Annotated in this window: 26 protein-coding genes; 11 read left to right on the top strand and 15 right to left on the bottom strand. The window is 46.2% G+C overall.

Going from position 1 to position 24,177, the window contains the following annotated elements; translation table 11 throughout:
* Positions 1–130: 130 nt before the first annotated feature.
* The 3 genes from NSQ37_RS00320 to malK form a co-directional block, all read right to left on the bottom strand.
* On the bottom strand, positions 131–1,204 hold the full coding sequence (locus NSQ37_RS00320; RefSeq protein ID WP_007408665.1) for a BMP family lipoprotein: 1,074 nt from the start codon (positions 1,202–1,204) through the stop codon (positions 131–133).
* Positions 1,205–1,605: 401 nt separating this feature from the next.
* Positions 1,606–2,313 carry a response regulator gene (locus NSQ37_RS00315; protein WP_029326021.1) on the bottom strand — a complete coding sequence of 236 codons (708 nt, stop codon included), beginning with the start codon at positions 2,311–2,313 and terminating at the stop codon, positions 1,606–1,608.
* Entirely contained in the window at positions 2,306–3,907 is a 1,602-nt protein-coding gene (gene malK / locus NSQ37_RS00310; protein WP_012118305.1) for a malate sensor histidine kinase MalK, read from the bottom strand. Before malK ends, NSQ37_RS00315 begins: the two co-directional genes overlap by 8 nt.
* Before the next feature lie 174 nt (positions 3,908–4,081).
* Here malK and NSQ37_RS00305 point away from each other — a divergent pair, with 174 nt between their 5' ends.
* Positions 4,082–4,639 (top strand): YufK family protein, encoded by a 558-nt coding sequence (locus tag NSQ37_RS00305; protein WP_007408662.1) that lies wholly within the window; start codon positions 4,082–4,084, stop codon positions 4,637–4,639.
* 14 nt (positions 4,640–4,653) lie between these two features.
* On the opposite strand, the gene NSQ37_RS00300 is transcribed toward NSQ37_RS00305, so the two are convergent.
* From NSQ37_RS00300 to NSQ37_RS00290, 3 genes are all read right to left on the bottom strand, one after another.
* Positions 4,654–5,067: a thiol-disulfide oxidoreductase DCC family protein gene (locus NSQ37_RS00300; protein WP_014305710.1), complete on the bottom strand. Its 414-nt coding sequence runs from the start codon at positions 5,065–5,067 to the stop codon at positions 4,654–4,656.
* Between the two features lie 21 nt (positions 5,068–5,088).
* The gene (locus tag NSQ37_RS00295; RefSeq protein WP_012118304.1) at positions 5,089–6,963 is read right to left on the bottom strand and encodes a transglycosylase domain-containing protein; all 1,875 of its coding nucleotides are present in this window, start codon (positions 6,961–6,963) and stop codon (positions 5,089–5,091) included.
* An 89-nt stretch (positions 6,964–7,052) separates the two neighbouring features.
* The gene (locus NSQ37_RS00290) at positions 7,053–8,297 is read right to left on the bottom strand and encodes a multidrug efflux MFS transporter (RefSeq protein ID WP_007408659.1); all 1,245 of its coding nucleotides are present in this window, start codon (positions 8,295–8,297) and stop codon (positions 7,053–7,055) included.
* A 151-nt stretch (positions 8,298–8,448) separates the two neighbouring features.
* On the opposite strand from NSQ37_RS00290, the gene kapD reads away from it, so the two are divergent.
* On the top strand, positions 8,449–9,066 hold the full coding sequence (kapD, locus tag NSQ37_RS00285; RefSeq protein ID WP_025285184.1) for a 3'-5' exonuclease KapD: 618 nt from the start codon (positions 8,449–8,451) through the stop codon (positions 9,064–9,066).
* A gap of 24 nt (positions 9,067–9,090) precedes the next feature.
* Here kapD and NSQ37_RS00280 read toward each other — a convergent pair whose 3' ends face one another.
* From NSQ37_RS00280 to NSQ37_RS00270, 3 genes are all read right to left on the bottom strand, one after another.
* Entirely contained in the window at positions 9,091–9,477 is a 387-nt protein-coding gene (locus tag NSQ37_RS00280) for a kinase-associated lipoprotein B (protein WP_015240473.1), read from the bottom strand.
* A gap of 47 nt (positions 9,478–9,524) precedes the next feature.
* On the bottom strand, positions 9,525–10,808 hold the full coding sequence (locus NSQ37_RS00275; protein WP_015240472.1) for a sensor histidine kinase: 1,284 nt from the start codon (positions 10,806–10,808) through the stop codon (positions 9,525–9,527).
* Positions 10,809–10,930: 122 nt separating this feature from the next.
* The gene (locus NSQ37_RS00270; RefSeq protein ID WP_015240471.1) at positions 10,931–12,094 is read right to left on the bottom strand and encodes a MalY/PatB family protein; all 1,164 of its coding nucleotides are present in this window, start codon (positions 12,092–12,094) and stop codon (positions 10,931–10,933) included.
* An 86-nt stretch (positions 12,095–12,180) separates the two neighbouring features.
* On the opposite strand from NSQ37_RS00270, the gene NSQ37_RS00265 reads away from it, so the two are divergent.
* Positions 12,181–12,441, top strand: a complete 261-nt coding sequence (locus tag NSQ37_RS00265; RefSeq protein ID WP_003152094.1) for a DUF1871 family protein — start codon at positions 12,181–12,183, stop codon at positions 12,439–12,441.
* A 24-nt stretch (positions 12,442–12,465) separates the two neighbouring features.
* On the opposite strand, the gene NSQ37_RS00260 is transcribed toward NSQ37_RS00265, so the two are convergent.
* The gene (locus NSQ37_RS00260; protein ID WP_007408654.1) at positions 12,466–13,287 is read right to left on the bottom strand and encodes an alpha/beta fold hydrolase; all 822 of its coding nucleotides are present in this window, start codon (positions 13,285–13,287) and stop codon (positions 12,466–12,468) included.
* A gap of 152 nt (positions 13,288–13,439) precedes the next feature.
* Between NSQ37_RS00260 and NSQ37_RS00255 the strand changes: the two genes are divergently transcribed.
* From NSQ37_RS00255 to yugI, 3 genes are all read left to right on the top strand, one after another.
* Positions 13,440–13,940 (top strand): Lrp/AsnC family transcriptional regulator, encoded by a 501-nt coding sequence (locus NSQ37_RS00255; protein WP_088461329.1) that lies wholly within the window; start codon positions 13,440–13,442, stop codon positions 13,938–13,940.
* Positions 13,941–15,110 (top strand): aminotransferase, encoded by a 1,170-nt coding sequence (locus tag NSQ37_RS00250; protein WP_151296143.1) that lies wholly within the window; start codon positions 13,941–13,943, stop codon positions 15,108–15,110.
* 197 nt (positions 15,111–15,307) lie between these two features.
* Entirely contained in the window at positions 15,308–15,700 is a 393-nt protein-coding gene (yugI, locus tag NSQ37_RS00245; RefSeq protein ID WP_007408653.1) for a S1 domain-containing post-transcriptional regulator GSP13, read from the top strand.
* 47 nt (positions 15,701–15,747) lie between these two features.
* On the opposite strand, the gene NSQ37_RS00240 is transcribed toward yugI, so the two are convergent.
* The gene (locus tag NSQ37_RS00240) at positions 15,748–15,984 is read right to left on the bottom strand and encodes a DUF378 domain-containing protein (protein ID WP_003152104.1); all 237 of its coding nucleotides are present in this window, start codon (positions 15,982–15,984) and stop codon (positions 15,748–15,750) included.
* Positions 15,985–16,214: 230 nt separating this feature from the next.
* On the opposite strand from NSQ37_RS00240, the gene NSQ37_RS00235 reads away from it, so the two are divergent.
* Both NSQ37_RS00235 and NSQ37_RS00230 read left to right on the top strand, forming a co-directional pair.
* On the top strand, positions 16,215–17,378 hold the full coding sequence (locus NSQ37_RS00235) for an iron-containing alcohol dehydrogenase (RefSeq protein WP_025285178.1): 1,164 nt from the start codon (positions 16,215–16,217) through the stop codon (positions 17,376–17,378).
* Between the two features lie 86 nt (positions 17,379–17,464).
* On the top strand, positions 17,465–18,637 hold the full coding sequence (locus NSQ37_RS00230; RefSeq protein ID WP_341123028.1) for an iron-containing alcohol dehydrogenase: 1,173 nt from the start codon (positions 17,465–17,467) through the stop codon (positions 18,635–18,637).
* Between the two features lie 296 nt (positions 18,638–18,933).
* Here the strand turns inward: NSQ37_RS00230 and ycaC are convergent, their stop codons facing one another.
* Positions 18,934–19,578 carry an isochorismate family cysteine hydrolase YcaC gene (ycaC, locus tag NSQ37_RS00225; RefSeq protein WP_015240469.1) on the bottom strand — a complete coding sequence of 215 codons (645 nt, stop codon included), beginning with the start codon at positions 19,576–19,578 and terminating at the stop codon, positions 18,934–18,936.
* 124 nt (positions 19,579–19,702) lie between these two features.
* A complete protein-coding gene (locus tag NSQ37_RS00220; RefSeq protein ID WP_059367932.1) occupies positions 19,703–20,269 on the bottom strand; it encodes an NADPH-dependent FMN reductase in 567 nt (188 codons plus the stop codon).
* A 397-nt stretch (positions 20,270–20,666) separates the two neighbouring features.
* On the opposite strand from NSQ37_RS00220, the gene NSQ37_RS00215 reads away from it, so the two are divergent.
* From NSQ37_RS00215 to NSQ37_RS00205, 3 genes are all read left to right on the top strand, one after another.
* The gene (locus tag NSQ37_RS00215; protein ID WP_015240467.1) at positions 20,667–22,019 is read left to right on the top strand and encodes a glucose-6-phosphate isomerase; all 1,353 of its coding nucleotides are present in this window, start codon (positions 20,667–20,669) and stop codon (positions 22,017–22,019) included.
* Positions 22,020–22,084: 65 nt separating this feature from the next.
* A complete protein-coding gene (locus NSQ37_RS00210) occupies positions 22,085–22,438 on the top strand; it encodes a hypothetical protein (protein ID WP_059367934.1) in 354 nt (117 codons plus the stop codon).
* Between the two features lie 22 nt (positions 22,439–22,460).
* A complete protein-coding gene (locus NSQ37_RS00205; protein WP_012118292.1) occupies positions 22,461–22,865 on the top strand; it encodes a YugN-like family protein in 405 nt (134 codons plus the stop codon).
* Here the strand turns inward: NSQ37_RS00205 and NSQ37_RS00200 are convergent.
* On the bottom strand, positions 22,862–23,848 hold the full coding sequence (locus NSQ37_RS00200; protein ID WP_015240465.1) for a potassium channel family protein: 987 nt from the start codon (positions 23,846–23,848) through the stop codon (positions 22,862–22,864). The two genes, NSQ37_RS00205 and NSQ37_RS00200, sit on opposite strands and share 4 nt — an antisense overlap.
* Positions 23,845–24,099, bottom strand: a complete 255-nt coding sequence (locus NSQ37_RS00195; protein WP_341123026.1) for a protein mistic — start codon at positions 24,097–24,099, stop codon at positions 23,845–23,847. Before NSQ37_RS00195 ends, NSQ37_RS00200 begins: the two co-directional genes overlap by 4 nt.
* Between the last annotated feature and the right edge of the window lie 78 nt (positions 24,100–24,177).

Raw genomic sequence — 24,177 nt, 5'->3', positions numbered from 1 at the left:
TCCTTTTCAGAGATACTTTGATGAGAAAGAGCTTGGCAAAAGAAAAGCTGCAAGAGATGCAGCTTTTCCTTCACCGCTCTTTTCATAAAAGAGAGGGGATAAGCACGGAAGTCTCCTTATCCCCTGATTCTTACTCAGCCTTGAAGGATTTCAATTCTTTTTCAGTTGAAGGGATCTCGAGTCCGTCCGCAATTTTCTTCTTCCAATCGTCTGTTGCTTTGATGACGTCGTCAGAAAGGTTCTCCTTGTGATCCGAGATGCCGACCGCATCTTGCGCCAAACCGTATGTTAATGTTTTGCCGCCCGGGAATTTGCCGTCACTCGCTTTTTTCGTTAAGTCCTCTACGGCCGTATCCACTTTTTTGACCATTGATGTGAGAGTGACATTGTCTTTTGTGCCTTTGACTTGACCTTCCGCGTACTGGTCTTTATCAACACCGATAACCCATACGTTCCGCTTCGGATCTTCTTTTTTCAGATTTTTCGCTTCTGTGAAGACGCCCGTTCCCGTTGCGCCGGCCGCGTGATAAATGACGTCAACGCCTGATTTGTACATGCTTTCAGCCGTCGCCTTGCCGACATCGGCTTTGTCAAATCCGCCCGCATATTTCACTTCGACGGTCGCTTTCGGATTTGCGGCTTGTACACCCGCGCGGAAGCCGATTTCGAATTTTTTGATCAATTCAGACTCCATTCCGCCCACGAATCCGACTTTTCCCGTTTTGCTTGATAGCGCAGCGGCTGCTCCCACGAGGAATGAACCTTCCTGCTCTTTAAATGTAAGGCTCGCCACGTTGTCTTTTTTGACAACGGCGTCAATGATCGCAAAATTTGTGTCTTTGCGCTGATCGGCGATTTCGCTGATGGAATCCTGCATCAGATACCCAACGCCGTAAATCAGGTCAAAGTGTTCCCGCGCTAATTTATTTAAGTTCGTTGTATAATCTGCATCTGATTTTGATTGAAGATAGTCAAAACCGCTTTTGCCTTTTGTAAGCCCGTTGTCTTTTCCGAATGCCTGAATACCTTCCCAGGCGGACTGGTTAAATGATTTGTCATCGACACCGCCGATGTCCGTTACCATGCCGACGGTAAAGTTTTTACTGCCGGAGCCGTTTGCTTTGTCACTTGAACCGCATGCGCTTAATATGGTTCCGGCCGCCGCGATGAGCGCCATCGCCATTCCGATTTTGCGTTTTTTCAAAGATATAACCCCCCTGTAAAATATGGCTGTGCCGTTCAATTCAGACTTGAGTCCCCGTACCGGATGCAGAATCGAAAAAACTTTCTGATAATAATGATGAGACGTCTCTCTTTTTCCCGCCTTGAGCGGCTGTCTCTTTCGGGTTCGGGACTTATGACTTATCTGAAAAGATCTGCTAACCAATCATAATTTATCATTTTACCCGCCATAAATAAATAGAAATTTGCTTATTTTTTAAAAAATATCAATTTTATGAATCGGCTTCCTCATCTGGATAAAACAGAGGAGGATCAGCCGGGTCATTATCCTTATATAGCATACAAAAAAGGAATCTCAAGCCTTTTGTCACGGGATATGACAGTAAAAAAGCACCGTTCACAGCGGAACGGCGCTTTTTGACATTATAAATATTGTTTGATGCTGCTGACATTGCCGGTGTTGATATGATATTGGAAGACGGGTCTGCCGATCGTGCCGTACGCCATCTCTACATTCAGCACTTGTATGTCTTCCAGAAATTTAAGGTATTTCCGGATGGAGACTTGCGAGATTTCAGTATGCTTGGCGAGATCTTCCGTAGTAAAAGAACTGTCCCCGAAAGACTCAATGCTCGCCCAGATGAGTTTAAGCGTGCTCTTTGTCAATCCCTTCGGAAGGTGAACCTTTTCCGCCGCTTCTTTCTTTTGAAAAAGCTCGGCATCCAATTCTTTCTGTGTCATGCTTCTGTGTGATTGATAAACTTTCTGCTTGCGTCTGTAGTCGGAAAGAGCGGTTTGAAAGCGGTCAAATTCAAATGGTTTGATTAAATAATCGACGGCGCCGTACCGAAGCGTTTTTTTGATGACGTCCAGCTCGCTTGCGGCCGAAATGACGATGACATCAACCGATTCGTTTTGTTTGCGGATTTCCGTTAAAAGCTCAAGCCCGTTTTTTCCCGGCATGTAAATGTCAAGAAGGATGAGATCGATATGATGCTCGCTCAGCACGTGCAGCGCGCTTTGAAAGGATGATGCGATCCCTTTCAGCTGAAATCCTTCAATCTGGCTGAGATAGCGCTTATTTAATTCACCCACCATGGGGTCGTCTTCAACTATGAGTACATTAATCATCATTTTCCTCCTTCGGTTCATACGGAATGCGAAGACTGAAAGTCGTTCCTTCATTCTTTTCACTTGTCACAATCATATGGCCTTTTAAATTTTCTGTTGCCTGCTGGGTGAAATAGAGGCCGAACCCCCGGTTTGTCCCTTTCGTGGAATAACCTTGTTCAAAAATACGGGCTTGGTCTGCCGCAGACATTCCGGCTCCCGTGTCCGTAATCTCTATATCAAGCTGGCGATCCTGAAACCGCATCGAGCACGTAATGTTTTTTTTCGGCATCTGCGCCACTGCGTCGAGCGCGTTGTTTAACAGGTTTCCGATAATCGTAATGAGCTCATGGATGACGGCCGGATCTGCCGCATTCGGGATCAGGCTGCCGAGCTGAATGTCCAGATCAGCGCCCTGTTCGCGTATGTAGCTTTGTTTTCCTAGAAGAAACCCTGCGAGAACCGGACTTTTGACATCACTTATAATCTCGCTTGTTTCCGTCTTCTGCTGAATGGCAATGTCTTTAATGTAAGTGCCGAGATCATCGTATTCTTTTAACTGGACAAGCCCTAAAATGACATGAAGCTTATTCATGAATTCATGAGACTGGGCTCTTAATGCGTTTGCATACATTTTAACACCGGACAGCTGTTCTGCTAAATGTTTGACCTCCGTTTTGTCCCTGAACGTGGCGATCGCTCCGACGGTTTGTCCTTTCAGATGAATCGGAACCTCATTAAAGACCAGCTCAAGCCCGTTAATGCGGATATCCCTGTCCTGAAGCGGTTTTTTCGTTTCAATCACTTGTTTCAGCCGGCTTTTCGGGAGAATATCGTTCACATCTTGATCGACCGGATTAGTCGGAATACCCATTTTAATAAAAAGCCGTTTCGCTTCCGCATTGGCGAGCTTGATTTTTCCCCGCGCGTCAACCGCCAGGATGCCTTCCTTCGTTGATTCGAGCATGGCGCTCCGCTCTTCCAGGAGGGTGGCGATTTCATAAGGCTCAAGACCGTACATAATGTTTTTGACGGTGCGGGCGACAATGACGGCTCCGATGACGCCGACAAAAATACTTACGCAGATGATGAAATAAAGCGGTCTCAAACTGTGGCTGACGACATCCTGTATTTTGTTAAGCGAAATTCCGACCGAAACGACGCCCACTTGTTTTTTATCTTTTCCATAGATCGGTACGAAGGCTCTCATGGATTTTCCGAGAGTTCCCGCTGATGTGCTCGTTTTGATATGCCCGTGCATCGCCGGCTGTTCATCTCCGCCGGTGAATTTCTTCCCGATTTTATTTGCGTCGGGGTGGGTGAGGCGGATGCTGTTCATATCCATCACCACGACAAATTCGGTTCCTGTCGTATGCTGGACGTCTAATGTATAATCCCGGAGCTCTTTCAGCCCTTTTCTTGTTTGCAATGCCCGCGCGACACTCGGTGTTTCCGCGACCAGCTTTGCGGTGCGCAGCGCGGTCGTCCGTTCTTCTTCTTTCACGCGGTCTGCTGTTTGGACGCTGATCGTGAAAAAGGTGATACAAAGTGCGATAAGGACGACAATACAGACGAATATCGTTAATCGGGTTTGCAATTTTAATGTTTTTTTCATAACAGCCTTCCTTACGTTTATCATTCCCGCGTTCTACTTTACTCCGAAAAAGCCGGTTTGTGAAGATCAGGCCCTTATTTCGTAAAAGTGAGGAAAAATGGTATTTTTTATCTTGTCAATGTGTTTTAAGTCCTCCATAATAAGTGAGGTAGATTACAGAAAGGGACTTTTTATATGAAAAATACTTATTGGACGGGTTATTTTCCGCTCGTTGCGATTCTGCTTTTTAGTTCGTCATTATCCATTTCTACCTCGCTTTATGTCATGAAGATACTTCAGACGCTCGGCATGTATCAGGGGATGCTGGATTATTTCTCTGAGAAAGGGATCAGACTGGCGCTTTTTGCAGCGTTCGCCCTTGTGTATTTTATGCTTTTTTCGGCTTTGAAGCTGATTGCAAACACAGTGACAGAGCTGTCTCTTTTGTTTTTCACAAATGACCCTGAAGGGGACAATCTGAAAAAAATCAGATTAGGCTCTTTAATTTATGTAGGCGGAGGAATTCTTTCCTTTGCGCTCGTGCAGAATGGTTTTTGGATTGCGGCGTTATTTGCCGTTGTTACGCTCGTTTATTTGATTTTCATGGTGTACAGAATCTATTCGACACTCTCGATCGTTTCGCTGATCGGTTTTATATTGCTTGAGATTCTGTTTTGGTTTACTTTTGTTATCGGTATTTTGTACATCTTTATCAAGCTTTATAATAGCATAATGGCTAGCTTACCTGTGTAAGCTAGCCATTTTTGTTAAGACAGAAATCTGTTTTTGATCTCAGGGGAGGGGAGCATGCATGCTTCCCTTTTTCCGAACCATTTGTAGCGGCGCCGGGCGATGAAAGAATAGGCTCTATCCCTGAGGGGGCGGGGCACTGCGAAAAAAACCGCTGACAGCCGCCAGGCTCCGCGGAGATGACGGGAAACCTTTAACACGGCGGCGGATTTTTTGTATATCCGCCCGTTTTCGATAAAAATCATGCTGTCAAATTGTTCTGTCGGAAGTCCTTCTGATGCCAAAAGCTCCCGGGCGGTATCTGATTGCAATGATGCAAATGAGATTTTGCCGGCCGGATCGCGTTTAATGATGAATTGAACGGCGCCGCTGCATAAGTTGCAGACGCCGTCAAACAAAAGTACGCGGTCCGGAAGCTGAGCTGGTTTCAAAGCGGATCCCCTCCGTTATCTTTAATAAGCTGCCTGCAGCGTGTTTTTCCAGATCGAAAGCTGAGGGCTTGCGTCATGAAGGTATTCGACGCTTGACGGTGTATCCTTGCCGACCCATACCCCCATCGTATAAGCGTCCGTCAGGCCGACAAACCACATATCGTGATAGTCATTTGACGTTCCTGATTTTCCGCCGACGTACGGAGCTTTAAAGTTCGCTTTCTTTCCTGTACCGCTCTTGACGACGGCTTTCATCATTTCTTTGATCTGCATGTTGGTCCGCACGCTGAATACCTGCGTCGGCTCATCTTTCCATTTTAATATCGTTTTTCCTTTTAAATCAGTCACTTTTGTAATCGCGTGACTCGGCGTATAAACGCCGTTGTTGCCGAACGTGGTGTACGCATTGGTCATTTCAAGCGGCGTCATGCCGTTTGTAAAACCGCCAAGCGCCGCAGGCAGACGGTAATCCGCGCTGACCAGCTTCGCGAAATGAAACGGTTCAAGGTAGCTGAACGCCTTATTGACGCCGACGCGGTCCATGATTCTGATGGCCGGTGTGTTGTACGAGTATTTAAACGCCGTTTCCAGCGTGACCGTACCGTACGTGCGGTTATTGTAGTTTTGCGGACAGTAATCCGCACTGCAGAATTTGCTTGCGTCAATCTTGCTGTGTGGCGTTGCGCCGGTCTTTTCAATGTAAGGTCCGTAATCAAGCAGCGGCTTAATGGATGAACCGGGCTGTCTGTATGCCTGATAGGCACGGTTGAAATCATATTTATGGTAATCTTTCCCGCCTGAAAGCGCGATAATCTGATGTGTCTGATGATTAATCACGGCCGCTCCGCCTTGGACGCCTGCATACGGCAGATTTTGATTCACTTGGGCGACGACCTGGTTTTGCATATACGGATTCAGCGCTGTATAAATCTTCACGCCGTCTTTTAACAATGTGCTGACTCTGTCTGAAAGCTCACTCTGTATTTTTTGTTTCGCCTTTCCGGAAGCTTTTTCAAGACGTTTGTCATAGCCTTCGGATGATGAAACAAGCTGTGTGAATTCATCATTTACATAGGAAACATAGTCAGGATATTTATTTGTTTTTTCGTTTATATCAAGCTTGATCTTTTCCTTTTCGGCTTTTTTCAGCTGTTTCCCGGATATAACGCCTGCTTTTTTTAATCCGTTAAGCAATCTGACTTGTCGTTTTTTCGTATAATCAAAATGCTTGAGAGGATCATATAATGTAGGGTTATTAGGGATGGCGCAGATAAAGGCCATTTCTCCCAAAGTGAGAGATTTCAGCGGCTTGCTGAAATAAAATTGTGCCGCCGAACCGACACCGTATACGCCGTTATTAAAATAAATCGTATTTAAGTAGCCTTCTAAAATCTCATCTTTGCTGTATTTTTTCTCAAGCTGATAGGAATAGGCCAGCTCCGTCAGTTTTCGGCTGAAGGTGCGTTCATGGCTTAAATACACATTCCTTGCCAGCTGCTGGGTGATGGTGCTGGCGCCCTGATCAATTTTATGATCTTTGAAATTGGAGGCGGCCGCCCTGACCATCCCCATAAAGTCAAACCCTTTATGCTCATAAAAATGACGGTCTTCAGAGGTTAAAAACAGTTGTTTTACCTCATTCGGTATTTTATTAAAGGGCACGATCACGCGGTTCTCATGATCGCTGACAATCTCAGAAACAAGGCTTCCGTCCCTGTCATACATGTAACTGTTTTGAACCAGGTTGATCGCTTTTAAATCAATATGTTTATCGAGCACCTGATCAAAAGGCTTGATTTGTTTTACCTCTTTGCCGGAAGCAATAACTGTAAATGCACACAACGGGATAATGCCGAGCAGCAAAATCCATCCGATTATTTTACGTACCATGGTCACTCTCTTTTCTCCTGATTTCTAGCCATATCGTATCATTCTTTTAAGAATACGAGAAGGTTAAATTTAGAAGAAATCGTGATCGCTGCCGGTCAGCCCGCATTTGACGCTGTATCCTTTTGCAGATGTCCCGCCATCCATAAGAGCCCCGCGCCTATTAAAAAGAGAAAGGCGGTGACGTAGAAAGCAGCCGAAATGGAAAAACCGCTTGAGACCGCACCTCCGAGCAGAGGGCCGAGCACATTTCCGAGAAAACGAAAGCTGACGTTATAGCCGAGCACCTCTCCCTGGATGCTGCCCGGCGCCCTGACGCGGATTGCGGCCGTAATGCAGGGGAGCGTGCCGCCCATGACCATGCCGAACAGAAATCTGAAGACTAACAGAATGGAGAGGGAGGAGGCGAGCGCCTGCGGAATGAAAAACACCGCTGAGGCAATCAAAAGCACGATTAAGATCCGGCTGTGGCCGAAGCGGTCGCCGAAGTCCCCCCATTTCCGGGCAAGCAGTAAGCTTCCGAGTCCGGTCGCTGAAAACGCCATTCCGGAGAAAAAGGCTAAATTAACAGGTCCGTGCAGCTCATTGACATATAAAGCGAGCAGCGGCTGGATGCTGAAATTGCCGGTCTGCACGATCATAGTAAGCACCATCATCGCCCAAAGCGCGGGCTGGTGAAAAATATAGGAGAGCACCTGTTTTCTGGAATAGGTTTTCCGCTTGTTTTGTTTCTCGCCGAGCGGCTGCTCATTGACCTGAAATAAAACGAGAAGCACGGATGCGAAAATGACAAAAGACGTAATAAAAAATGTGTACGTAAACCCGAAGCTGTCAGCGAGCAGACCGCCCAGCATCGGTCCGAATAAAGTGCCTGACACCTGACCCATCTGCAGCGTGCCGAGCGTCTTCCCGGCAGTCTCTTTCGGCGTCTGCGCCGAAATCATGGCAAGCGATGTGGGAACAAAGCCTGTTACTAGACCCATAAGCAGCCGCAGGACAAACAGCTGATAAACGGATGTCACAAACCCCATCAATAAAATGCTGACGGCAATGCCGGTTCCTGTAATCAAGAGAATTTTTTTGTAGCCGCGCTTATCGCCGAATCTGCCCCAAAACGGGGAAATCACAAACGCCATTAAAAACGTGACGCCGAACACATACCCGCTCCATCTCTGCACATACCCGCCCGAATGGGGGCTGATCGTTTCGATGTATAACGAAAGAAACGGAACAATCATGGTCATGCTGGCGGAAATAAAGAAATTTGTAATCCAAATGACGACGAAGTTCTTCTTACGGACAGAAATAACATCACCTTCTTTACTTTTCGTGTATCTAATCATTAGTATATAGGAATGAATCCGGTATTTGTATTTTCGATGCGGATATAGGAAAATTCATTATTTTTAGAAAATGAAGAAAGTTTCAGAGGGGAAACTGATATACTATCATAAAATATCATTTTTGATCGGAGGAAAGGCAGGTGTAAAAAAAGTGGATCAGCGCAGTCTGCTCATTATTGATTTTGAATTTACAATGCCTGACGGAAAATACAGCCCGCAAAATTTCTTTCCCGAGATTATTGAAGCGGGGATTGTCAAGACGGTGAATGATGAAGTGACTGAAACGTTTTCGAGTTATATCAAACCGAAAAAATTTCCGAAGCTGACGAAACGATGCAAAACCTTTCTGAATATCACCCAAAAAGACGTGGACGGCGGAATCACGTTTAATGAATTCATCCGCAAATTAAATGAGCTTGATCCTGATAAAAACTGTACGATCGTCACCTGGGGCAATATGGATATGAAAGTGTTAAAGCAAAATTGCATGTTTAACCACATCCCTTTTCCGTTCAAAGGAGAACTTCGGGATCTGTCCCTTGAATACAAAAACTTCTTCGGCGACAGAACATTGACCGGCCTTTGGAAAGCGGCAGAAGAGTATGGCGATAAAGGGACGGGCACGCATCATAAAGCGCTGGATGATGCGCTGACGACATACAAATTATTCAAGCTTGTCGAGCGGGATAAACAATATCTTGAAAAACCGAAACCTCCGACGATCGGTGATCGCGTCGATCTGACTGAACTGTTTCGCCGGGCCACATAAAAAAACCCAATCATGCCGACTGGGTCAAGTTCTTTTAAAATAGTCACGCTCTAACGCGGCCAAGTTGTCGAGCGAACGTTCCGCCCATTCTGAGCCGTCCGCTGTAAGCTGATCTTTCAGCCGGGCAGACGCCGCTTGTAAGGAAGCCGTATAATCAGGCACCTCGCCATCAAACGGTTTGACCATCTGATGCGGTATGTTTGTCTGTTCCCCGAATGCAAGCGCTCTTCTTTCATGAAAAAACGGAACATCCGCCTGCTTCGGATGATGAAGATCTCCTTGAGCGGGATGCGTCAGAACGGCTTTAATTTTCACTAAATAGTGATTGGGCCTGACGTCTGTCACTTCCCCTATGTATGCTCCTGTTTTATAAAACCCTTTTACGATTGTGCCGATTTCAAACGTATTCATAGCGTTCACCTCTCTCTAGTTATTCTATAAAAGATCAACGCGGTTGGCTAGTGAACAGCTGCCGGAAGCCTGACTGAGGCCGTTGTGCCCGAGTGCTCGCCGCTGGTGAAACAGACGGAGCCTTCATGATGCTGAATAATCGAGAATGTCACGGTAAGCCCGAGCCCGGTGCCGTTCGTTTTCAGCGTATAATACGGTTTGCCGAGTTTCTGCAGTTCTTCATCGGACATGCCGATTCCGTTATCCGTAATCTGAATGAGAATCATCTCTTCCTGTTTTTGGACGGAGACCTCGATTCGGCCGTTTTCAGAGGGCACGGCTTCAATACTGTTTTTAATCAGATTAATGAAGGCCTGTTTCAGTTTTTTTACATCGCCGAACACATATAAATCAGGCTCGCTTCGAACCGTAACGGTCACCGATTTAAAATTGGCATAAGACTCCATTAAGGAACCTGTTTCCTTTACGAGCAGAGAAATATCAAACTTTTCTTTTTCATAGTCATCCTGCTTCGCCATATCGAGATAATTCGTAATGATCGTCTGAGCCCGGTCGAGTTCGGACAGCACAAGTTTCTGATATCCGGAGTGGGATTTGTCCTGAAGCTGCTCGCCGCTGAACAGCAGCTGCACAAAACCTCTGACGACCGTAAGCGGATTGCGGACTTCATGGGCGACGCTTGCCGCAAGCTCGCTGACGACGGCCATTTTTTCTGAGTGAATCAGCCTTGCCCGCATGGACGCATTCTCATCAATGATCTCAATCAAATAAATGCACAGCAAAAGGGCGCTGACTTGAAAAAAAACAGATACTGCCGCCTCATAATAAACGGAAGATAGATTTTGAAAATTGAAAATATTGGTCGCGGAATAGATGAAGACAGATGCGGTTAATAAGGCGGTTTCAGTGCAGCCGATGAGAAGAGCGAAAAGCAGTTTCTTCCGCTTTGAAAAAAAAGGCCATTTCGTTTGGAGCTGGATAGGGATGATGATTAAAAAAGGAATTAAGGATAAGAAAAAAAGAGCGGAAGGTTCAAACCATATGAGCTGAAAAAAAACGGATGCCGCCCCTGCGGCAAGTCCTGCGGCGGTACCGGAATAAAGCAGGCAGACGATAATGGGAATCAGCTGCAAACCGTAACGGACGGAATGAAGCTCCTGGATGGGAAAAGCCGTACATAATAAGGAAGATGACGCTGCAAATACGGCGACCAGCAGGCGGTTCGCTCTCGGCACAAGCAAATCGGGCTTGCTGAGCCAGAAGACTTGATAAAGAAAAATAGGGAATAAAATAAAAGAGAAGTGAAGCAGGTAATCCTTTACAATCTCCATTTATGCGAAATCCTTTCCTATGTAAATATGAATCTATTATAACATCTTTACCGGAAAAAAAAGTATATATTTCTCTAAAGCGAACGCCCTTATCTCATCTGATAAAGGCGTTCTTTCCGCTGCTAAGCGAGCGCTGCTTTCATTCTCTCAAGCCCTTCTTTTACGGCGGCGGCTGAACAGCCGACATTAAGTCTCATAAATCCTTCGCCGCCCGGTCCGTATTTTGTTCCCGGCTCTAATATGATTTTCCCTTTTTTGAGCATTCTTTCTTTGAGCTCGGCATCCGAAAATCCGTATTCGCTGAAATCCATCCAGATCAAATAGGAAGCGTCAGGCTTCATCATGCGGACTTTCGGCAATTCTTTTCTTAAAAAGTCCTCAGCCAATTTCATATTCCCTTCAATGTAAGGAATCAGCGCGTCAAGCCAAGGGCCTCCCTTTGTATAGGCCGCTTCGATTGCTGCAACCGCAAATGTGTTGAGGCTGGAAATTCCGTTCTGATGCAATGCGGCGGAGAATTTCGCCCGCTTATACCGATCGGGAATGATAATGGCGGATGCCTGAATGCCGGCAATATTAAACGTCTTGCTCGGCGCGACACAAGTAACGGAAATCCGCGCAAACTCCTCAGACAGAGAAGCGAAAGGCGTATGCGGCTTTCCGTACAGCATTAAGTCGGAATGTATCTCGTCAGAAACGACGGTGACGTTATGGGCGGCGCACAGCGATCCGAGCTTCATAAGCTCATCCCGGCTCCATGCTCTGCCGGACGGATTGTGGGGATTACAAAGAATCATCAGCTTGACCTCAGAATCGTTCAGCTTTTTCTCAAGATCCTCAAAATCCATACAGTAGACGCCGTTTTCTTCCCGTAACGGGTTATGTAAAACCTGCCGTTTGTTTTCCTTGATCATCTGATAAAAAGGCGTATACACCGGTGATTGAATCAACACCGGATCGCCCGGTTCGGTAAAGGCTTGTACGGCCATGCTGATTGCCGTGACAACACCGGGACTGAACGCGATGCTTGCGGGATCGGGCCGGTAGCCGTGCCGCGTCTCAAGCCATGAAGCGACGGCTTCTCTTGTGTTTTCGTCAGGAGACGTGTAACCGAATATGCCGTGGTCAAGGCGGGCTTTTAAGGCGTCAGTGACCGCTTCGGGAGCGCGGAAATCCATATCGGCAACCCACATCGGAAGCGCATCCGATACGCCGAATAACGCTTCCGCCTTGTCCCATTTCACCGATTGTGTGCCAAGACGGTTTTCTCGAAGATCAAAGTTCATGTATGTCACTCCTGTAGTATCATTATTTTGCACAGCGTATCTATGATAAAATAGAATTGCAAACTTTATTATAAGCGGTGATGAAAATGGAAGAAAGCCAAGCGGTCATGGAAATGATGAAAATCATTGCCAAGTGGGACCCGTTTAAATATGGAGAAGATTTTTATGAGACAGAAGCCGTCGACATCGTTCAGGCCGTCTACAGTGAAGACCGTGCCGACAAGCTGGCAGCAGCCATTCAGGATATCTTTGAAGCTTCATTTGAGCAAAAGCTTCCGATCGAAGGCTGCCAAAAGGCCGCCGAGCAGCTTCTGTTCATAAAAGAAAGCAGCTCCTGCACCCCTTAAAAACCGGCGGTTTCGCCGGTTTTTTTATTGAATAAATTCAAAAATCCGCTCCGAAACAAACTCCGGGCGCTCTTCAGGTACGAGGTGCCCCGTATCTTTGAGTGAATATAGAATGGAATCCGGCAGGTCGTCATGAAGCCGTTTTCCGACTGAGACCGGAACGACACGGTCTTCTTCTCCCCAGATTAAAAGAGCGGGGTTTTGCACTTTCTTCAAATCCTCGGGCTCTAAATCGCCCTCCCTGTGTCTGATAAACCTTGTCATCGCTTTGAAAATCTGGCGGTCTGTAAATGGTTTTTCGTAACCGTCAATCATTTCCTGATCGATAAGCGTCCGGTCGTGAACGACATTTAACAGGTTGTTCAGCACGCCGTCTTTTGAAAGCCAATACTTAAGATACAGGTCAAAACAAGGGAGATGCGTCCCGAATATAATCGACGGGTGCGAGCGCTTTAAATACCCCGAGCTGCACAGCAGGACGATTTTAGAAAAAAGCTCGGGTCTGAGAAGAGACGCGGATAAGGAAATCTGGCCGCCCATTGAATGGCCGATGAGTGCGGCCCGGCTGATACCGAGCTTTTCCAGAAGTCCGATCAGAAGCTTGGCGAGGTTTGCGTAAGTATATACGAAAGTCCGTGACTTTTCCGATTGCCCGAAAGGAGGCAGGTCAACGGCGATAATATCATAATGGTTTCTGAGCAGCGGGATCAGTTTTCTGAAGCTGAATGCCGAAGATAAAAAACCGTGTACGCAGACGAGTGTCTGTCTGCCGGGATTTTCATAATGCTCGTAATACAGCTCAACTCCGTCTATCGCGGCCCGTTTAATCGGTGAAACAGCTTCCATGAGAGCCTTCGCCGTCCTTTCTTTGTTGTAATGTAAAGGCTTTTTTGATTGTCAGATTTTAGCTCTGGTTTCTTTCGGGTTTTTCTTAGCATTTGTCGAAAATCGTGATATAATGTCATGAAGATTTTTGATAATGCAAAGGTGTGAAACGTATGAAGCTGACCGAAAAAGAAACAGAAATATTAGAAATTTTAGACGAAAACAGCCGCGTTGATGCGGAAACGATTGCGAAAATGGCAAACATTCCCGCTGGAGAAGTCAAAAGCATCATTGAAAAGCTTGAAAAGGAAAAAGTCATCATTGATTATGCGGCGATGATCGACTGGCGCAAAGTCGACGGTTTGGAAGGCGTCACGGCGATGATTGACGTAAAAGTCACTCCGAAACGAAATGTCGGCTTTGATGAAGTCGCTGAGCGGATATACAGATTCCAGGAAGTTGAATCAGTGTACCTGATGTCAGGGGTGTATGACTTATCTGTCGTTATTCGCGGCAACACGATGTCAGACGTGGCAAGCTTCGTGTCTGAAAAATTGTCCACCCTTGAGTCTGTCGTTTCCACGACAACGCACTTCATCCTGAAAAAATATAAGCATGACGGCAAAGTCTTTGAAAGCGGAGACGATGACAAAAGAATCGTGGTGTCTCCGTAAATGGAAACGAAGACTTCTTATTTATCTGACTACGTGCAGCAGATTAAACCGTCAGGCATCCGCAAGTTCTTTGATCTGGCCGCTACGATGGAAGGCGTCATTTCACTGGGAGTGGGAGAGCCTGACTTTGTGACGGCCTGGAACGTGAGGGAAGCGAGTATTCTTTCTTTAGAACAGGGTTATACGGCTTATACCGCAAATGCGGGTCTTTATGAACTGAGAGAAGAAATCAGCCGCTACTTAGATCAGCGGTTCGGCCTGAGTTATTCGCCTGACAGTGAACTGATCGTTACTGTAGGGGCAAGCCAGGCGCTTGATCTCGCTGTCCGCGCCATTATGAATCCTGGAGAGGAAATGTTAATTCCCGAACCGTGTTTTGTCGCATATGAATCACTCGTGACCTTGACGGGGGCGAAGCCGGTGCCGATTCAGACTGTCGCTGCAAAAGGTTTCAAAGCATCCCCAGCCGATTTTGAAGCGGCCCTGACGGACAAAACAAAAGCGCTGCTTCTATGCTCGCCGTCAAATCCGACAGGTTCCGTCTATTCGAAAGAAGAGCTTGAATCCATCGCTGCTTTCGCTGAAAAACACGACTTGATCGTGCTTGCTGATGAAATTTATGCCGAGCTGACGTATGATGAGCCATTCACGAGCATGGGGGCCATCCGCGGCATGAAGGAACGCACGATTCTTATTTCCGGCTTCTCCAAAGCATTTGCCATGACGGGGTGGAGACTCGGATTTACGGCGGCGCCTCCCGTGATCAGGGATGCGATGCTCAAAATTCATCAGCACGCGATGATGTGCGCGCCTTCCATGGCTCAGTACGCGGCGCTTGAAGGGCTGAAAAACGGCCAGGAAGACGTCGAAAGAATGAAGAAAAGCTATCGGAGACGCCGAAACCTGATTGTGGAGACATTGAACGAAATCGGACTCGGCTGCCACCACCCCGGCGGAGCATTTTACGCCTTTCCTTCCATTCAGTCGACCGGCATGAGTTCAGAAGAATTCGCGGAACAGCTGCTCATTGAAGAAAAAGTAGCCGTCGTTCCGGGGAATGTATTCGGCCCGAGCGGCGAAGGCTACATCAGATGTTCCTATGCGACATCCATTGAGCAGATTCAGGAAGCGCTCGTCAGAATCAAACGGTTTGTTGAAAAAAGGGCATAAAAAAAGATACGAACCCGGTTCGCATCCAAATAAAAGGGGGGGAATACTAGAAAGCCTTCGTAATCATAGTATACCCTCCTTTATCTGTGCTTAAACTTGATTATGTAAAAAAGTTCTCTTTGCGAAAAACAAACTTGTATGATATAATTTTAAATTGCGTATAATCTGTATTTAATTTAACTTAGGAGTTGTTATGAATGGCAGCAAAATTTGAAGTGGGCAGTGTTTACACTGGTAAAGTAACAGGATTACAAGCGTATGGTGCGTTTGTTGCATTAGATGAAGAAACTCAAGGACTTGTTCACATTTCTGAAGTCACTCACGGTTTCGTAAAAGACATTAACGAACACCTTTCTATCGGTGACGAAGTACAAGTAAAAGTACTTGCGGTTGACGAAGAAAAAGGCAAAATCAGCCTTTCTATCCGTGCAACTCAAGCGGCGCCTGAAAGAAAAGAAAGCAAACCAAGAAAACCGAAAGCGGCACAAGCTTCTGAAGAAACATCTGCTCCGCAAGGTTTCAACACATTGAAAGATAAGCTTGAAGAGTGGATTGAACAGTCCAACCGCAAAGACCTTATCAAAAAATAATCATTAAAAAAAGCACCGGATATGTATGTTCGGTGCTTTTTTTATGTTTATCTGACTTCCGGATTTGCCGCTTCCTCGCGGGATGTTTCTTCGTTCGGCTTAAACAGCAGGCCGAGATTGATCAGGCCGGCGATGCCGACAAGGCCGTAAATAATCCGCGACAGAGCTGATCCTTGGCCGCCGAAGATGGCTGCTACTAAATCAAATTGGAAAAACCCGATCAGTCCCCAGTTAATAGCGCCGATAATCGTTAATACGAGACAGATACGCTGAATAACACTCATGTAAACAACCTCCTCTATGAATTCGTGAAACAGTTATAGATTGTGACAAAGCAAAGAATCTATGCATACTACATTCTCCGCCGTGAAAATCACACACTGTTTCAAGCTGTACAAGTGCCTTTCCCGGGAAGCCGCTGTCTATAAACCATGTGATGCGCCGTCAAAAAAGCGGATTGCTTTACATTGAACGTCATCTTTCTGCATAATATAAATCCAAAGGAGGAGATGTCATGCAAAACTTTACATATTGGAATCCGACCAAATTGATTTTCGGAAAGGGAGAGGTTGAAAAACTTCCTGAAGAAATCAAACCGTACGGAAAAAACGTGCTGCTCGTATACGGAGGAGGCAGCATTAAGCGCAGCGGTCTTTATGATCAAGTAACCGAACTGCTGAAAAAAGCGGAAGTTACCGTACATGAATTGGCAGGCGTAGAGCCGAATCCGCGTGTCTCAACGGTGAACAAAGGTGTTGCGCTCTGTAAAGAAAACAGCATCGATTTCTTATTGGCCGTTGGCGGCGGAAGTGTCATTGACTGCACGAAAGCCATCGCGGCGGGCGCTAAATATGACGGCGACGCGTGGGATATCGTCACAAAAAAACACCAGCCGAAAGAAGCGCTGCCTTTCGGAACAGTGCTGACACTTGCGGCAACCGGTTCAGAGATGAACTCCGGATCAGTCATCACAAACTGGGAGACACAAGAGAAATACGGATGGGGGAGCCCGCTCGTTTACCCTAAATTCTCTATTCTCGATCCGGTAAACACATTTACCGTTCCGAAAGACCACACCATTTACGGCATGGTCGATATGATGAGCCATGTGTTTGAACAATATTTCCACCACACGCCAAACACGCCGTATCAGGACCGGATGTGTGAATCGCTTCTGCGCACGGTGATTGAAACAGCGCCGAAGCTGATCAATGATCTGGAGAACTACGAGCTTCGTGAGACGATTTTATATACAGGCACGATCGCATTAAACGGAATGCTGTCAATGGGCGCAAGAGGGGATTGGGCCACACACAACATCGAGCATGCGGTATCAGCGGTTTACGATATACCGCACGCCGGAGGTTTAGCGATTCTGTTCCCGAACTGGATGAGACATGTGCTCAAAGAAAATCCGGCCCGCTTTAAACAGCTTGCCGTCCGTGTCTTCGATATTGACGAGACAGGCAAATCAGATGAAGAGATCGCACTTGAAGGAATCAGCAGGCTGTCTGATTTCTGGACGAGCCTCGGTGCTCCGAACAGACTCGCTGATTATGATATTTCTGATGAGAAGCTTGATACGATTGCAGATAAAGCGATGGCAAACGGAGCATTCGGACAGTTCAAGTCACTGCAGAAAGAAGACGTGCTTGCGATACTGAAAGCATCATTGTAATAACATAAAGGGGGCGGCCGGATTGGCAGCTCCTTTTTTTCTGTGTTATAGTAATTCCCTTACGATTTTTTTGGAGGTTATGATAAATGGAGAACTTTACGTACTACAATCCGACGAAACTGATTTTCGGAAAAGGTCAAATCGACCAATTGAAAAAAGAGCTGAAGCAATACGGGAAAAACGTGCTGCTTGTATACGGAGGCGGCAGCATTAAGCGAAACGGCCTGTATGACCAAGTAACAGGCATCTTAAAAGAAGAAGGCGCAACCGTTCATGAGCTTGCGGGCGTTGAACCGAACCCGCGTCTGGAAACGGTAAATAAAGGAATTGAGCTGTGCAGAAAGTATGAGATTGATTTCCTTCTCGCAGTCGGCGGCGGAAGTGTCATCGACTGTACAAAAGCGATTGCGGCCGGTGCGAAATATGACGGCGACGCATGGGACATTTACAGCAAAAAAGTAACGGCGCAGGACGCGCTCCCGTTCGGCACGGTGCTGACGCTTGCGGCGACAGGCTCTGAAATGAACCCTGATTCCGTTATCACAAATTGGGAAACAAACGAAAAATTCGTATGGGGCAGCAATGTCACTCATCCGCGTTTCTCCATTTTAGATCCTGAGAATACTTTCAGCGTTCCGGAAAACCAAACCGTATACGGCATGGTGGATATGATGAGCCACGTATTTGAACAATACTTCCACAATGTTGAAAACACGCCGCTTCAGGACAGAATGTGTTTTGCGGTCCTTCAGACGGTAATTGAAACAGCGCCGAAACTTTTGGAAGACCTTGAGAACTATAAGCATCGTGAAACGATTTTATACGCGGGTACGATCGCATTAAATGGCACGCTGCAAATGGGCTATTTCGGCGATTGGGCTTCCCATACGATGGAGCACGCCGTATCAGCGGTTTATGACATCCCTCACGCGGGAGGACTTGCGATTCTGTTCCCGAACTGGATGAGATACACGCTGGATACAAATGTAGACCGTTTTAAAAACCTGATGCTCAACATGTTTGACATTGATACTGAAGGCAAAACGGATAAAGAAATTGCGCTTGAAGGGATCGATAAATTGTCCGCGTTCTGGACAAGCCTCGGCGCACCGTCCCGCCTTGCGGATTATGACATCGGTGAAGACAAGCTTGAGCTGATCGCAGACATCGCCGCAAAAGAAATGGAATACGGCGGATTCGGCAATTTCCAAAAACTGAACAAAGATGACGTACTTGCCATCTTAAAGGCGTCACTGTAAGATACATTCCCGGCCGGGGTGAAGATGAAATAGATTTTCAAGCTGCAGATGTAACCGTTTTGGGAGTCCCTTCATTAGTGCATCAAGAGCAAGTGAAACACCCCTTGCCATGAGACAACTATGGAAATCTCACATGATGCGGATTTGACTCCCTGTTTCTGTACATTTAGCAGAAAAGGATCAATTGACTTTGCGATTGCCGATCATCTATTTTCGCAAAATCTAAATCATGAAGATGAAGAGCCTTGCTATACTTCGAATTTAAAAAAGGGGCGCTGATTCAATCAGCGCTCCTTTTATGCATTTTGTGTACTAAGGTCCCGCTGCGCCCCCATATAGCTTCCCATTAAGTTTTGATAACCGGGAAGATGACTGGAGATTAATGCGCCAAAACCTTCAACGTCGTTGCGCCAATCACGTTGTAACTCGCATGCTACGCTGAACCAGTTCATAAGATGCGCGCCGCCATGAGCCATACGCGTTAATGATGCATCTGCTACTTGCTTATTAAACGTCCCCGAAGCATCTGTCACAACAAACACTTCGTAGCCTGCTTTAATGGCAGAAAGCGCAGGAAAAGCAACGCAGACGTCTGTTACCACCCCCGCGATAATCAGCTGTTTTTTGCCAGTCGCTTCAATGGCTTTAACAAAGTCTTCATTGTCCCATGCATTAATTTGTCCGGGACGGGCTATTTTTGGCGCATCAGGAAAGAGATCAACGAGTTCTTGCATGAGCGGTCCGTTGGGTCCATTTTCAAAGCTGGTTGTTAAAATAACCGGTAAATCAAAGAATTTAGCCGTATCACCGAGAGCCAATACATTGTTTTTAAATTCATCAACGCCATAGTCACGCACGAGACCGGAAATAAGGCCGGTTTGATGGTCAACTAAAAGCACGGCAGCATCATCTTTTGAAAGACGGGAATAAAGATCAGACATTTTATCATCCTCCTTGAATTAAGGCAAGTAAGTTTGTGAATTGAAAACGGTAAATCTATTCATATGCTGTATAGAAAGAAAGTTATTTCTGAGGTGACTTTTCGTGAGGGGGATGATCCTTCAATTAATCTGGAATGGGAACCGGAGCATGATCAATCCAATGGATAAACTGTTGTAAATAGCGTTGAAGATAACGTTTTGTTTGTTCATCCGTAAGTATGTTTTGAGCGGAATCAATTTTCTCATGGACTTGCGAAATCAGCATTTTTTGAAAGGGCAAAACATTGACTTGCATAGCTTCGAGTACTTCCCTCATTTGCGTTTGACCAAAGGCAGTACCGAACCCTCCGGGGGTTGCTCCGATTAAGCCAACCGGTTTTCTGTTTAAAACAGAAGAGGTCCGCGGTCTCGATGCCCAGTCCAATGCATTTTTTAATACTCCCGGAATTCCGGAATTGTACTCTGGACTTACAATGATGACGCCGTCAACGTCTTGTATATCAGCTCTAAAGGATGTTACGGAGTCTGGTGCTCCGGCAATTTCTAAATCTTCGTTAAAAAAAGGAAGACTGTCTATTTCAACCCAACGAAATTGAGCCGCATTATCGAAGTCAATCAATGATTGAGCAATTGCTCGATTATACGAGTTTTTTCGTAAACTTCCACAAATAAGACCAATGGTTTTAGTCATAAAATCACCTCCCGGTTTAAAATTATTTTCATCTTAACATGATAATCCAAATATAGACAATATTTTTAAAATTGGACATTTATGCCTTAATATGCCTTCGTGGCAGTCTCTCAAGAGGAGTACTATATAAAAAGAACCGGCCCATCGGGATTGGCGATGGATGTCATCCTGCTCCAAAGTAAAGGTGATACGTTCCTGTATCACCAACATTCGATTCGTTACCCCTCTCACAATTATTACAAATATAACCATATCGAATCCGGGATATTGTATAAAAAATGAACGCATCTTTAGCGCAAATCCCGTATTCATCATGCCTTCTTCATGACTTGATTTAGCGGGTGAGTTCATATAAAGTGAAAGAGAAAACAATTCACCGTGATGGAGGGACAAGCAAATGACGCATGTACGCTTTGATTACTCAAGAGCGTTACCTTTTTTCAATGAACATGAACTTACATACGCACGTGATTTCGTAAAAACGGCACACCATAATATCCATGAAAAAACAGGCGCCGGAAGCGACTTTTTAGGATGGGTGGACCTCCCTGAAAACTACGATAAAGAAGAATTCGCGCGCATTAAAAAAAGCGCTGAAAAAATCAAATCAGATTCAGACGTGCTTCTCGTCGTGGGTATCGGCGGTTCATACTTAGGCGCCCGAGCGGCGATTGAAGCGCTCAATCATTCTTTCTATAACGTTCTGCCGAAAGACAAGCGCAAAAACCCTCAAGTTATCTTTATCGGCAACAATATCAGCTCAACTTATATGAAAGATGTTATGGATCTTTTGGAAGACGCTGATTTCTCTATCAATGTCATTTCTAAATCAGGCACGACGACGGAACCTGCAATCGCTTTCCGGATTTTCCGCAAACTTCTTGAAGAAAAATACGGAAAAGAAGAAGCGAAAGCGCGGATTTACGCGACGACAGATAAAGAGCGCGGCGCTTTAAAAACGCTTTCTAATGAAGAAGGCTTCGAATCATTCGTTATTCCTGATGATGTCGGCGGACGTTTCTCCGTTCTGACTGCGGTAGGTCTTCTGCCGATTGCGGTAAGCGGGGCTGATATCGATGAAATGATGAAAGGCGCTCTTGATGCAAGCAAAGACTTTTCCAGCTCGGAATTAGAAGAGAACGCGGCTTACCAATACGCCGTCGTCCGCAACGTTCTGTATACTAAAGGCAGAACCATTGAAATGCTTATCAACTATGAGCCTGCGCTGCAATACTTTGCGGAATGGTGGAAGCAGCTCTTCGGCGAAAGTGAAGGAAAAGATGAAAAAGGCATCTATCCTTCTTCCGCTAACTTCTCAACAGACCTTCACTCTCTCGGTCAATACGTGCAGGAAGGCAGACGCGATCTGTTTGAAACTGTATTAAACGTTGAAAAACCGAAGCATGAGCTGACAATTGAAGAAGCGGAAAATGATCTCGACGGCTTAAATTACTTAGCCGGCAAAACGGTCGATTTCGTCAACAAAAAAGCGTTCGAAGGCACGATGCTTGCCCATACAGACGGAAAAGTGCCGAACTTAATTGTCAATATTCCGGAGCTTAATGCATATACATTTGGATATCTCGTCTATTTCTTTGAAAAAGCGGTGGCGATGAGCGGTTATCTGCTTGGAGTCAACCCGTTTGATCAGCCGGGTGTTGAAGCCTATAAGGTGAATATGTTCGCGCTTCTCGGCAAACCGGGCTTTGAAGAGAAAAAAGCAGAGCTTGAAAAACGCCTTGAAAAATAAAAAGAAGGGCTGGCCCTCAGCATGACGGGTCAGCCTTTTTTAAACTGTGAAAGGTGTGATGATGAATGATACGACTCTTATGTAAGCATGCCGTCATTTCCGTCTGTTCCGCCGCTATTGTCTATTCGGCACTAAAACTGTCTCCTGAATCCCTCTTACAAACCATCCTGTTTTTCGCTTTCCCTCTCGGCTTGTTTACGGACATGGTCCGGCAAAAACTGAAGATTGGCCGGATGCAGTCGCTGATCACGAAGTGCTGTCTCTATGCCGCCGTTTTCTATATTTCAACGGAAGCCGTTCTCTCCGCAATTGTGACGTATGTTCTGATTGAATGCGCCGTTACCTCTTTCCAGCGTCTGTCTGCCGCTCCCGATTCTTCCCGGGCGCCGTATGAAGATGCCGCAGAGCGGGGACGCTAAAGACAAAAAGGAGCATATGCACATGATCAGCATTCCATCTTCACTTGAAGGGCAATCGTTTTTACTCCGCGAACTGGAACAGGTGCTGAAACCGATCGGTTATACCATCGGAGGCGGCTGGGAGTATGACCGCGGGTTCTTTGATTACAAAATTTCCGATCAGGACGGCTATTTATTTCTCCGCATCCCTGTTGAAGCAAATAAGGGACACCTGGATGAACGGGGGGCCGCCGTTACAATCGGCACACCCTTTTTGCTGAGGCACGTCTATCAGGAGGAAACGGATGATCACGCAGGCGGCGGTGTTTTTGAGTCATTATTCAACCAATTCTCCGAGCCGAAACGGCGGGATGCGGCAATTGACCGCTCATACACAGATATCGGCATCTCGCTTGTGAAAGAGCTGGAAGACGTCCTGCTGCATTAAAGAGCCAAAAACAGATCAGTATCGAGCACCTGGTATGACAGGGGAGGGGTCAGCATCGGCCCCTCTTCTTTTTGTATGCCGATGATCGTGGTATTCCGTTTGAGATAATAGAGCGCACAGTCATGATAAGATGAGCCCTTTAATTCCTCGGGGACGGGAATGATGCGCACCTTTTTCTCCAGCGTCAGATCTGACAGCGTTTGCGGTTTGGCAAGCTGCAGCTTGACCCGGTAATGCTCAAACATCACCCGGCTCGACAGGCGTGATGTGCACAGAATCTTATTGGCTCCTGCGCGCTCGGCGTTTTTGACATACCGTTCCGTTAAAATTTCCACGATACAATAAACGGACGGATGCAGCCCTTTGATGGCGAGAAGCGTTAATACCGACAGCATATCAGCTTCGGATTCATTTTTCTGCTGGTCTGCTGTCAAAATGACGGTATCGGCTTCCGTAATATTCGCCTTATTGAGCGTACTGTCATCAGCGGCATGTCCGCGGATGAAATGGACGTTTTCAATAAGCGGCCCTTCCCTTAATGAATCATCAATCAGGACGACAGTTTTTGACGGCGCGATGTGCTGCAGTTCTTTCAGCAGCATATGCGACTTCTCATTCCATCCGATAAGAATGACGTGCCCCTTGCCTTTAAAGGCGACCTTCCCTTCGACATAGCGGTGCTGTTTGCTGAACACGGCTGAAGAAAGCGTGGCGAAATAGGCGGTCACAAAACTCGCTCCGCTTAATACAAGCACCATGCCGGCAATCTGCCCGAGCGGTGTCTGGGGAACGTAATCGCCGTAGCCGACTGTGGCCACCGTAATAACCGCCCACCAAACCCCTTCAAACACAGACGTGAATTGCTTCGGCTCAAGCATGTAAATGAGTTGGCCGAACAATAAAATCAAAGCGATAATGATCAGTCCGATCCGAACATATAACGGCCATCTCAGCCAGGAAATAAAAATACGGTTTGATTTCATTCGTCCGCCTCTTCTTTCGTCAGAGAGATGGATAAAATCTGCTTAATAATGGTGTTTAGTTTTTCGTCCAGCTGTTGCTGGCCGTATGAGTTACGCGCATGTCTGATTAAATCGGCCGTCTCATCTTCAAACTGTATGAGAGGTTCGTCGTTTTCCGCCTCATTATAGAGCTGGATAAAGGCGTCAAGCCCCTCGTTCATTCTGTCTATCGCATTGCTCAGCTGTTCTTTCTCGCCATTTGTCACTTTCATGTCGATCACACCTGTATCTTTTTTTATACAGTATGTCCCAGTTCGTTTGATGTCTTTCAAAAATCGCCGAAAACATAT

The organism is Bacillus sp. FSL P4-0334 (assembly GCF_038004825.1).
GTDB lineage: Bacteria > Bacillota > Bacilli > Bacillales > Bacillaceae > Bacillus > Bacillus velezensis.
Note: the sequence above shows the minus strand (reverse complement) of the source record. Positions and strands in the feature narration are given on the sequence as shown.